Annotated in this window: 9 protein-coding genes; 3 read left to right on the plus strand and 6 right to left on the minus strand. The window is 51.4% G+C overall.

The window, feature by feature from the left end:
* Nucleotides 1–7 precede the first annotated feature (7 nt).
* Entirely contained in the window at nt 8–1435 is a 1428-nt protein-coding gene (qseE, locus tag A31E_RS10070; RefSeq protein ID WP_001516892.1) for a two component system sensor histidine kinase QseE/GlrK, read from the minus strand.
* A gap of 588 nt (nt 1436–2023) precedes the next feature.
* Complete coding sequence (purL, locus tag A31E_RS10065) at nt 2024–5911, minus strand: phosphoribosylformylglycinamidine synthase (RefSeq protein ID WP_016249082.1); 3888 nt, start codon at nt 5909–5911, stop codon at nt 2024–2026.
* Nucleotides 5912–6168: 257 nt separating this feature from the next.
* Here purL and mltF point away from each other — a divergent pair, with 257 nt between their 5' ends.
* Nucleotides 6169–7725, plus strand: coding sequence for a membrane-bound lytic murein transglycosylase MltF (gene mltF / locus A31E_RS10060; protein ID WP_016249083.1), 1557 nt, complete (start codon nt 6169–6171; stop codon nt 7723–7725).
* On the opposite strand, the gene tadA is transcribed toward mltF, so the two are convergent.
* Both tadA and yfhb read right to left on the minus strand, forming a co-directional pair.
* Nucleotides 7722–8225 (minus strand): tRNA adenosine(34) deaminase TadA, encoded by a 504-nt coding sequence (gene tadA / locus A31E_RS10055; protein WP_001516895.1) that lies wholly within the window; start codon nt 8223–8225, stop codon nt 7722–7724. The two genes, mltF and tadA, sit on opposite strands and share 4 nt — an antisense overlap.
* A gap of 57 nt (nt 8226–8282) precedes the next feature.
* Nucleotides 8283–8918, minus strand: coding sequence for a phosphatidylglycerophosphatase C (gene yfhb / locus A31E_RS10050; protein WP_000190640.1), 636 nt, complete (start codon nt 8916–8918; stop codon nt 8283–8285).
* A 208-nt stretch (nt 8919–9126) separates the two neighbouring features.
* On the opposite strand from yfhb, the gene A31E_RS10045 reads away from it, so the two are divergent.
* A complete protein-coding gene (locus A31E_RS10045) occupies nt 9127–9975 on the plus strand; it encodes a MurR/RpiR family transcriptional regulator (protein ID WP_016249084.1) in 849 nt (282 codons plus the stop codon).
* A gap of 55 nt (nt 9976–10030) precedes the next feature.
* The gene (yfhL, locus tag A31E_RS10040) at nt 10031–10291 is read left to right on the plus strand and encodes a 4Fe-4S dicluster ferredoxin YfhL (protein ID WP_001196284.1); all 261 of its coding nucleotides are present in this window, start codon (nt 10031–10033) and stop codon (nt 10289–10291) included.
* Nucleotides 10292–10993: 702 nt separating this feature from the next.
* On the opposite strand, the gene acpS is transcribed toward yfhL, so the two are convergent.
* Both acpS and pdxJ read right to left on the minus strand, forming a co-directional pair.
* Complete coding sequence (acpS, locus tag A31E_RS10035; protein WP_000986026.1) at nt 10994–11374, minus strand: holo-ACP synthase; 381 nt, start codon at nt 11372–11374, stop codon at nt 10994–10996.
* Nucleotides 11374–12105 carry a pyridoxine 5'-phosphate synthase gene (pdxJ, locus tag A31E_RS10030; protein WP_001516896.1) on the minus strand — a complete coding sequence of 244 codons (732 nt, stop codon included), beginning with the start codon at nt 12103–12105 and terminating at the stop codon, nt 11374–11376. The genes acpS and pdxJ overlap by 1 nt, the downstream gene beginning before the upstream one ends.
* Nucleotides 12106–12108 lie beyond the last annotated feature (3 nt).

The raw sequence follows: 12108 nt of genomic DNA on the forward strand, positions 1-12108 counted from the left end.
CTTAGCATTATTTCGTGTTTTTTGACGCAGGCAATTCAATACGGAAACAAACGTCTTGCCCGCTCTCATCGACCAGATACAGTTCCCCTTGCATACGGCGAATACAATCCCTGGCAATGCTTAATCCCAGACCGCTGCCCTTCACCGCCCCTTTTCGCTGGTGACTTCCCTGAAAAAAGGGTTCGAAGATCATGGCGCGTTCCTCTTGCGGAATGGGCGTACCTGTATTGATGACATCAATGTAAACCCGCGCACCATGTAAGCTGCTGTGAAGGCAAATGTTACCGGATTCAGCCCCGTAGTGCACCGCATTGGAGTAAAGATTATCCAGCACGCTCATCAACAACATTGGCTCTGCCTGGCAAACTGTTGCCTGCAGATCGACGTCGGTATGCATCATTTTAGCCCGTGCAGGCAAGCTGTGAGCGGAAACTACCATCTCCACCAGTGGTGCAAGCTCGACGTTCTCCAGTGCCACCGCGCCGTCCGCCTGTTTACGGTTGTAATCAAGCAGTTGTTCGATCAGCTTTTGCAGATTGCGACTGCTGTTATCGAGAATGCTCACCACCTCTTTCTGCTCTGCCGTGAGCGGCCCAACAACCTGATCAGCAAGTAATTCAGTACCTTCGCGCATACTCGCCAGCGGCGTTTTTAATTCATGAGATAGATGTCTTAAAAACTGATGGCGTTGAGATTCCAGCCATGACAGGCGCTCGCTTAACCAGATAATTCGTTGCCCGACCGAACGTAATTCACGAGGGCCGCTGAACGAAACGCTATTCCCCAGAGAACGCCCTTCCCCCAATCGGTTGATCATCCGTTCAATATTTTTTACCGGACCGATAATCATCCGTGTGAAAAGCAGCACCATTACCAGGCTTACCAAAAACAGTACCAGCGATTGCCAGCCGAAATATTGCCCACGTTCGGCAATTTCTCGTTGCAGTTGCTGCCCACGAGAGAACACCACGGTGCGCGTGGCCTGTACCATTTCAGTATTCGCGTTGGCGAAGGCTTCCAGACGCGCAGCAGCGGCGGCATCGGGGCCGCTGTTGTTGCACTGAAGTTGGGCGAGATTGTTCAAATCCTGACGCAATGCCTGGTAGAGTTTATCGTCCGGCAGCACGCCTGCGTGGGCGTCGAGCATTTCGCTGTAACGCTTGCGCTGGCTTTGGTAGACCTTCGCCAGGGTGGGATCGTCCAACACGCAATACTGACGGTAGCTACGCTCCATCTCCAGCGCCGCGTTGGTCATCGCTTCACTGCGCCGGGCATCGATAAGCGTCGTGCGGTTGACCAGCGCCGCCTGATCGCTAAGTACATTCAGGCTTTGCCAGGCTTGCCATGCCAACACTAACAAGGGCAGCAGGATCAGCAGGAATGCCAGCGTTACCAGTTGTCGTAATGAATGGGGAAAAACGGGCCAGCGTTTCAAGGCATTACTCTCGTCAGACGCGAATAACGTGATGCTAACCGAGGGGCTGTTCAGATACAACAAAGCCGGGAATTACCCGGCTTTGTTGTGGAATAAGGCGGTGCCTAACTCGACGTTTCGCCCGATGGTTGATATAGCTACGCTGATATCAGAAGTTGGACGGCAGGCACCTTGTTGTGCGTCATTCGGTTTTTATGTAGCACGTCCCGAAGGGGCTGACATAAGTGGGTGAATGAGCCACTGGTTACTATTATGCATTAACTGTGCCAATAAACAAAATAGTTTGATAACGTACTGATTGTACGTTGTTTTGATAGGTTTATGAGTGCTTCACGATTTGACTATAAATCAGCCGTTGTGTCGCCTAAAAGAGACGGTCAAAGATAAAATTATTAGTCTTAAATAAAATCAATAGGTTAAATGTCGCCAATGAGCGACACGGTAAACCACCTATTGTCGTGATTTACAGACACAAAAAAGCTCCCGGAGTTGGGAGCATATGATAGTGGTTGGTGTTTAATGCCGGATGCGGCGTAAACGCCTTATCCGGCCTGTAAAACCAATGCGTTGCGTAAAATACCCGCAGTCTTACCCCAACTGCTTACGCGCATTGCGGAAAATACGCATCCACGGGCTATCCTCACCCCAGTTTTCCGGGTGCCAGGAGTTGCTGACAGTGCGGAAAACACGTTCCGGGTGCGGCATCATGATGGTGACACGACCGCTTTCAGTCGTGACCGCCGTAATGCCGTTCGGGGAACCGTTAGGGTTAGCCGGGTAAGTTTCAGTGACTTTACCAAAGTTATCAACATAGCGCAGCGCCACCAGCCCTTTGCTTTCCAGTGCCGCCAGATGCGCAGCGTCACGCACTTCCACGCGCCCTTCACCGTGAGAAACAGCTATCGGCATCTGTGAACCCACCATCCCCTGCAACAGCAGCGACGGGCTTTGGGTCACTTCAACCAGGCTGAAACGCGCTTCAAAGCGATCGGAGGTGTTACGCACAAAACGTGGCCACAGGTCGCTACCAGGGATCAATTCACGCAGATTAGACATCATCTGGCAACCGTTACATACCCCCAGCGCCAGCGTTTGCGGACGATGGAAGAAGGTTGCAAACTCATCGCGCACACGGTCGTTGAACAGGATAGACTTCGCCCAACCTTCACCTGCGCCCAGCACGTCACCGTAGGAGAAACCACCGCACGCGACCAGGGCGTGGAAATCCTCCAGGCCAGTGCGTCCAGCCAGCAGGTCGCTCATATGCACGTCGATAGCATCGAAGCCCGCACGGTGGAACGCTGCCGCCATTTCAACATGCGAGTTCACACCCTGCTCACGCAGCACAGCAACTTTCGGGCGCGCGCCAGTGGCAATAAACGGTGCCGCCACATCTTCGTTGATATCGAACGACAATTTCACATTCAGACCCGGATCGGCATCGTTAGATTTCGCCTGGTGTTCCTGATCGGCACACTCCGGATTGTCACGCAGACGCTGCATCTGCCAGGTGGTTTCTGCCCACCAGACACGCAACGTGGTGCGACTTTCGCTGAATACAGCCTGCCCGTTGGCCGTAATCACAAAACGGTCACCAGAAACAGCCTGACCGACATAATGGACACAATCAGCAAGTCCGTGCTGTGCCAGTACGCCTTCTACGGCTTCACGGTCTGCAGCGCGTACCTGAATCACCGCCCCCAGCTCTTCGTTAAACAACGCGGCCAGGCGATCTTCACCCAGAGTTGCGATATCTGCTTCAATGCCGCAATGACCGGCAAACGCCATTTCCGCCAGCGTCACCAACAGGCCACCGTCAGAACGATCGTGGTAGGCGAGCAGCTTACGTTGGGCGACCAGCGCCTGAATGGCGTCGTAGAAACCTTTCAGTTGAGCAACATCGCGCACATCTGCCGGTATATCGCCAAGCTGACGATATACCTGCGCCAGCGCCGTTGCGCCCAGCGCGTTATTGCCTTTGCCGAGGTCAATCAGCAGCAGTGCGTTATCTTCGGTAGAAAGCTGCGGCGTAATGGTGTGACGCACATCTTCCACACGGGCAAATGCAGAGATTACCAGCGACAGCGGGGAGGTCATTTCGCGCTCTTCATTACCTTCCTGCCAGCGGGTTTTCATCGACATAGAGTCTTTACCGACCGGGATCGTCAGGCCGAGCGCCGGACAAAGTTCTTCGCCCACCGCTTTCACTGCTTCATACAGGCCCGCATCTTCACCAGGGTGACCTGCCGCCGCCATCCAGTTGGCGGAAAGTTTGATGCGTTTAATATCGCCAATCTGCGTAGCAGCAATGTTGGTTAACGCTTCACCGACCGCCAGACGAGCAGAGGCGGCAAAATCCAGCAGCGCAACCGGCGCACGTTCACCAATTGCCATTGCTTCACCGTAGTAGCTGTCGAGGCTGGCGGTAGTAACCGCACAGTTAGCTACCGGTACTTGCCACGGACCGATCATCTGATCGCGCGCCACCATGCCGGTTACGCTACGGTCGCCAATGGTAACGAGGAAGGTTTTCTCTGCCACGGTCGGCAGATGCAGCACGCGTTTCACCGCGTCAGCAATAGTAATCCCTTCACGAACCAGCGCGTCGCCTTTCGCTTTCAGCGTTTGTACATCGCGGGTCATCTTCGGCGTTTTACCAAGCAACACGTCCAGCGGCAGATCGATCGGCTGATTATCAAAATGACTATCGTGCAGAGAAAGATGCAGTTCTTCGGTTGCTTCACCAATCACCGCATATGGCGCGCGTTCACGCTTACACAGTTCGTCAAACAACGGCAACTGATCGGCGGCAACAGCCAGCACGTAGCGTTCCTGGGATTCGTTACACCAGATTTCCAGCGGACTCATCCCCGGTTCGTCGCTAAGAATATCGCGCAATTCGAATTTACCGCCACGCCCGCCGTCACTCACCAGTTCCGGCATAGCGTTAGAAAGACCACCTGCACCAACGTCATGGATAAACAGGATTGGGTTTGCATCGCCCAACTGCCAGCAGCGGTCGATCACTTCCTGGCAACGACGTTCCATTTCGGGGTTGTCGCGCTGTACAGAAGCGAAATCGAGGTCGGCATCAGACTGACCGGAAGCCATAGAAGACGCTGCTCCGCCGCCAAGACCGATGTTCATTGCCGGACCACCGAGGACGACGAGCTTAGCACCAACGTTGATTTCGCCTTTCTGCACATGATCGGCGCGGATGTTGCCGATCCCGCCCGCCAGCATGATCGGCTTGTGATAACCACGCAGCTCTTCGCCATTGTGGCTGTTCACTTTTTCTTCATAAGTACGGAAGTAACCGTTCAGTGCCGGACGGCCAAATTCGTTGTTAAACGCCGCGCCGCCCAGCGGGCCTTCGGTCATAATGTCCAGTGCGGTAACAATACGTTCCGGTTTACCAAAATCTTCTTCCCACGGCTGTTCAAAGCCTGGAATACGCAGGTTGGAAACGGAGAATCCAACCAGGCCGGCTTTCGGCTTCGCGCCGCGTCCGGTTGCGCCTTCATCACGGATTTCACCACCGGAACCGGTCGCCGCACCCGGCCACGGAGAAATTGCCGTCGGGTGGTTGTGGGTTTCCACTTTCATCAGGATGTGAGCCGGTTCCTGATGATAATCGTAGCGCCCCGTTTCATGGTCGGCAAAATAGCGGCCTACTTCGGAACCTTCCATCACGGCAGCGTTATCTTTATATGCAGAGAGAACGTGATCTGGTGTGGTTTCGAAGGTGTTTTTAATCATCTTGAACAGCGATTTTGGCTGTTGTTCACCGTCGATAATCCAGTCGGCGTTAAAAATCTTGTGACGGCAGTGCTCAGAGTTCGCCTGGGCGAACATATAAAGCTCGATGTCGTTCGGGTTACGACCAAGCTTTGTGAAAGCGTCTTGCAGATAGTCAATCTCATCTTCTGCCAATGCCAGGCCAAGACGCAGGTTAGCGTCGATCAGGGCCTGACGACCCTGTCCCAGCAAATCAACGCTGGTAACCGGAGCCGGTTGATGATGAGCAAACAACTGCTTTGCATCATCTAACGCAAAAAAGACCGTTTCCATCATGCGGTCGTGTAGTTCAGCGGTAATCTGCTGCCATTGTTCGTGAGTCAGCGTACCGGCTTCAACATAGTAAGCAACGCCACGTTCAAGACGGTTTACCTGTTGCAGCCCGCAGTTATGGGCAATATCGGTCGCTTTCGAAGACCAGGGAGAGATGGTGCCAGGACGCGGGGTCACCAGCAGTAGTTTGCCTTGCGGGGCATGGCTGGCGAGTGCCGGGCCATATTTCAGCAGGCGTTCAAGTTGCGCGTGCTCATCATCGTTTAACGGTGCATTGAGGTCAGCAAAATGGACATACTCGGCGTAAATGTTGTGAACCTGGAGCCTGGCAGCCTGAAAACGTGCCAGCAGTTTATTGATTCGGAATGCCGACAGTGCAGGCGAACCACGCAGAATTTCCATCATAAGTCTCTCGTCTTCTAAGCTTTCGGTGTACCCAAAGGGGGGAAACGGGCGTCATTATAAAGAATCTGGCGTGCTGACGAAACCGTTTGCGTGGAAATAAAATCGCCGCCGTGGATTAGCAACGCGTGCCGCCAATATCTGTAATAAGTTGCCAACTGGCGCGGGTTTACGCAAAATGCCGCTCATTTATGATGAAACCTTTCTACATTATTACGATTTTTCAGGCAGGGAAAAGCACGACGCAGAGAATTAACTAATTGAAAAAATTAAAGATTAATTATCTGTTCATCGGTATTCTGGCACTGCTTCTCGCGGTCGCTCTCTGGCCATCCATTCCCTGGTTTGGTAAAGCCGACAACCGTATCGCCGCCATACAAGCGCGGGGAGAGTTGCGCGTGAGTACTATTCACACACCTCTCACCTGGAACGAAATCAACGGCAAACCCTTCGGGCTGGATTATGAACTGGCCAAACAGTTTGCTGACTATCTTGGCGTTAAACTGAAAGTCACCGTGCGGCAGAACATCAGCCAGTTATTTGACGATCTCGATAACGGTGATGCCGATCTGCTGGCTGCAGGGCTGGTCTATAACAGCGAAAGGGTTAAAAATTATCAACCCGGCCCAACCTATTATTCCGTTTCACAACAACTGGTCTATAAAGTGGGTCAGTATCGACCACGTACGCTGGGTAATCTGACGGCGGAAAAGTTGGCCGTCGCACCTGGGCATGTTGTCATTAATGATCTGCAAAAACTGAAAGAGACTAAGTTCCCGGAATTAGGCTGGAAAGTGGACGACAGAAAAGGGTCTGCGGAGTTAATGGAAGATGTTATCGAAGGTAAGCTGGATTACACCATTGCCGATTCTGTCGCTATCAGCTTGTTCCAGCGCGTTCACCCGGAACTCGCCGTGGCGCTGGATATTACCGATGAACAACCCGTGACCTGGTTTAGTCAATTAGATAACGATAATACGCTTTCTGCTGCCCTGCTCGATTTCTTCAATGAAATGAATGAGGACGGCACACTGGCGCGTATTGAAGAGAAATATCTCGGGCATGGCAATGATTTTGATTATGTCGATACGCGCACGTTTTTACGCGCCGTTGATGCTGTTCTGCCACAGTTAAAACCGCTATTTGAGAAATACGCCGAGGAAATTGACTGGCGTTTGCTGGCAGCGATAGCTTATCAGGAATCGCACTGGGACGCGCAGGCGACTTCTCCGACTGGCGTGCGCGGCATGATGATGTTAACCAAAAATACCGCGCAAAGCCTGGGCATTACCGACCGTACTGATGCCGAACAAAGCATCAGCGGCGGCGCGCGTTACCTGCATAATATGATGAGTAAAGTGCCAGAAAGCGTGCCAGAAAATGAGCGGATCTGGTTTGCGCTCGCCGCCTATAATATGGGCTATGCACACATGCTGGATGCCCGTGCCCTGACGGCAAAAACTAAAGGTAATCCTGATAGCTGGGCCGATGTTAAACAACGTCTGCCTTTGCTTAGCCAGAAACCCTATTACAGCAAGCTGACTTACGGCTATGCACGTGGGCATGAAGCCTATGCTTATGTAGAAAATATTCGTAAGTACCAGATTAGCCTGGTGGGTTACTTGCAAGAAAAAGAAAAGCAGGCAACAGAAGCGGCGATGCAGTTGGCTCAGGATTATCCGGCGGTATCGCCAGCGGAATTGGGTAAAAAAAAATTTCCCTTTCTCTCATTTCTTTCGCAGTCGTCATCTAATTATCTGACGCACTCCCCTTCTCTACTGTTTTCCAGGAAGGGAAGTGAAGAGAAACGAAATTAATCTGTCGCGGATTGCGCTTTTTTCTGCGCTTTGATTTCCTGACGGCGCATTCGGAAAAAATCGCTGAGTAGCGCCGCGCACTCATCCGCCAGTATTCCTTCCGTAATTTCCACTCGATGATTCATGCCCGGGTGGTGAAGTACATCCATTAATGATCCGGCGGCGCCAGTTTTCGCATCACGCGCGCCAAAGACCACGCGACCAATACGGCTGTGGATCATCGCTCCGGCGCACATCACGCACGGTTCCAGCGTGACATATAATGTCGCGTCGATCAGGCGATAGTTTTGCAGCACCAGCCCTCCCTGCCGCAGCGCCATGATTTCTGCATGAGCTGTAGGATCATGGCGACCAATAGGTCGGTTCCAGCCTTCACCGATTACCCGGTTGTTATGCACCAATACCGCGCCGACCGGCACTTCCCGCTCGTCCCAGGCACGTTTCGCCAGCGTCAGCGCATGACGCATCCAGTATTCGTGACTAAATTCGACTTCAGACAAAAAGAAAACTCCGGTTATAAAAGCGCGGCGCATTATACACGGACGCTATGCGTTACTCTATTCCAGTTGCTGGAGTTCGCCGCGAGGCGTTACCCGCCAGCGATGCTGACAGAAATAGAGTAGCGGGTTGTCCTGGTTACTATCACTATAGCCACTGTAAAGTCGCAGCGGCGTGCCGATTTTGCGTTCCAGTTGCGCGACCTTTTCATGGCCGAGACAGCGCATGGTCAGCACCCAGCCGCCATAGCCGCGCTGGATCTGACTGGCGATAAGATTAACGCGTGGTAACCAGGGTGTATCGAAATAAACCGCTTCGACCAACGGCTGAGGGGAACCGGTAATCAACCAAATGTCGGCATCGGAACTTAACAGATAGCTGGTCAGACGTTCCTGCACTAGCGGAAAGACTGTAACATTGTCGCGAAACCAATGCACAAAATCGGCCTGCAACGCCTGTATACGCGCTTCGCTATGACCAAAGGTACAACCCCATAGCAGCAGGCTCATCGGCCAGCGTGCCGCTCGGCCCTTGATTAATAATGCAATGACAATGATCGGCAACAGCGGCAGAACAAGTAGCGCATTCTGCGGCTGGCGGCGCAGTAAGTAGCGCAGAAAACAGCCAAACATATCCTGTTGATGCAATGTTCCATCTAAGTCAAAAAACACCACACGACGCTCGTGAGTTGCCAAACCATACCCCTCTGGACTGATACATCCTGATTAATTTTTGCTACTACATAGCCTAACAGATAGATCATCACTTTTCCGGCATCAATCTATCGCATAATGGCTGACTGGAATTTTTAATTCATGGTAATTGACTGTGATGGAATATAATATTCGCTCGCTTGTGTCTCATATTGCCTGTTGTCGCCATTAATTCATCGCGAGGAAAGATATGAACGGCTTACTTCGTATTCGTCAGCGTTACCAGGGACTTGCCCAGAGCGATAAAAAGCTGGCGGACTATCTCCTGCTACAACCTGACACTGCCCGCCACCTTAGCTCCCAACAACTGGCCAACGAAGCCGGAGTCAGTCAGTCCAGCGTAGTGAAGTTCGCGCAAAAACTCGGCTATAAAGGTTTTCCGGCCTTAAAGCTGGCATTGAGTGAAGCTCTGGCAAGCCAACCGGAATCTCCCTCCGTACCCATTCATAACCAAATTCGTGGTGATGATCCGTTACGGCTGGTGGGCGAAAAACTGATTAAAGAAAATACTGCTGCCATGTACGCAACACTGAACGTCAATAGTGAGGAGAAACTACATGAATGCGTAGCGATGCTTCGTTCTGCACGGCGGATTATTCTGACCGGCATTGGCGCTTCCGGCCTGGTGGCGCAGAATTTTGCCTGGAAGCTGATGAAGATTGGTTTTAATGCTGCCGCTGAGCGTGATATGCACGCGTTACTCGCTACAGTACAGGCTTCATCGCCGGACGATTTGTTATTAGCCATCTCATACACGGGCGTGCGGCGCGAGTTAAACCTGGCAGCAGATGAGATGTTACGAGCGGGCGGTAAAGTGCTGGCCATCACCGGTTTCACCCCCAATGCCCTGCAACAGCGCGCTTCTCATTGCCTGTATACCATAGCCGAAGAACAAGCGACGAACAGTGCTTCGATCTCTGCATGTCATGCTCAGGGAATGCTAACGGATTTGCTGTTTATTGCACTGATACAACAAGATCTCGAGTTAGCCCCAGAACGCATTCGCCACAGCGAGGCTCTGGTGAAAAAACTGGTTTGAGTAAAGAATGCGCGTATAATGCCCGCCCGGTTTGTGTTGTTTTGAGAGTTTCCTTATGGCGCTGTTAATCACTAAAAAATGCATCAATTGTGATATGTGTGAACCTGAATGCCCGAATGAGGCGATTTCAATGGGCGATCACATCTACGAGATTAACAGCGATAAGTGTACGGAATGCGTAGGTCACTACGAGACGCCAACCTGCCAGAAAGTATGTCCGATCCCCAATACCATTGTGAAAGATCCGGAGCATGTCGAGACGGAAGAACAGTTGTGGGATAAGTTTGTGCTGATGCATCACGCGGATAAAATTTAGTATTTTGCTTCTGGAGCAGAATATTGATTATTTACTCTTGTAAAACGAAATTATTATATTTATTTTTATGTTGCCATTAATAAACACATTCATTAAATAAAACCCCATAATATCTGCGCAGACACTTAATTATCATTATTAAAGGCGCGCCCGGCGGGTTCACCCGACGCGCCTTAATTACGTTTTCTGGTGTTACAAGAACAGAGGGATCAACTGTAAAATAGCAATGACGACTTTAATGCCCTGTTTAATAAGGTATATCGACAATCCGTCATTTGTTTTTCCTTAAACAAGGAATACAGCCATTCAGATTAGCCCTTACATCTCCCCAAAACTGAACGTGCGAGTTACTGGAATCGAGTGCCGCAAGCTTTGATGACACCACTCGTTTCAATGGGGGAATTCAGTAATATAGTGTAGAACACAGCAAAATCTCCAATAACGACGCCAATTCTAATGTACTTATGAAAAAGTGGTCACGTTAATCTTCTCATCAATATTAAATTCTTCGTCCCGGCTCGCATTTTTATGCCAGAAATTGCAAGTTGCTTATACAGACCAACTAAACTGCTCCATAATCATTTCTGTTGGAATCGTGTGCTGCACAATATTAAAATAGTAAAGTAACCCCCTGCTCCTTACCTGTTCGGGGGTTTTACTTTTTAAAAAGAACGGTACTTTTTTGATATTCAGGAAGGGCTTTTAACTTTCAATGATTACCGTGGCACAAGCGTAGTGGCGTTCATCTGCCAGCGTTACATGCATATGTGCGACGCCCAACTTTTCTGCCAGTTTTAACGCCTCGCCCCACAACCGTAGTCTTGGCTTGCCGAGCTCATCGTTAAACACTTCAAATTGATTAAATGCCAGGCCATTACGGATCCCAGTACCAAACGCTTTTGCCGCCGCCTCTTTCACAGCAAAACGTTTTGCCAGAAAACGCACCGGCTGATGATGCGTTTTCCAGATCTCCCATTCATTATCGCTTAATACACGTCGTGCAAGGCGATCACCGGATCGCGCGATTACCGCTTCTATGCGAGCGATCTCCACGATATCCGTGCCTAAACCTAATATTGCCATTAGCCACGCGCTTCCAGCATCAGGCGTTTCATTTCTGCCACGGCATCTTTCAGTCCGGTCATTACTGCGCGACCAATAATGGCATGACCTATATTCAGTTCGTGCATCTCTGGGATAGCGGCAATGGCTTTCACGTTGTGATAGGTCAGACCGTGACCAGCATTAACTTTCAAACCGAGGCTTGCGGCAAAGGTCGCGGCTTTCTCGATTCGCGCCAGCTCTTGCGCCTGTTCAGCGTCCGTTTTGGCATCAGCGTAACAACCGGTGTGGATTTCGATAAATGGTGCCCCCACCTCTGCTGCAGCTTTGATCTGCTCTTCGTCAGCGTCGATAAACAGAGAAACCTGAATCCCGGCATCTGCCAGACGTCTGCAGGCATCGCGCATTTTGTCACGCTGACCCGCGACGTCCAGGCCGCCTTCGGTTGTCACTTCCTGACGCTTTTCCGGCACCAGACAGCAGAAATGCGGCTTCGTCTCAACGGCAATCGCCAGCATCTCTTCAGTTACCGCCATCTCCAGATTCATGCGGGTATCTAGCGTCTGACGGAGGATGCGCACGTCACGGTCTGTAATGTGGCGGCGATCTTCACGTAAATGCACGGTAATGCCGTCCGCCCCCGCCTGTTCGGCAATAAATGCGGCCTGAACCGGGTCCGGATAAGCAGTACCGCGTGCATTGCGCAGCGTTGCGATATGGTCAATGTTGACGCCCAACAGTAATTCAGCCATGAC

The sequence above is a fragment of the Escherichia sp. KTE159 genome (genome assembly GCF_000408805.1).
GTDB classification, from domain to species: domain Bacteria; phylum Pseudomonadota; class Gammaproteobacteria; order Enterobacterales; family Enterobacteriaceae; genus Escherichia; species Escherichia marmotae.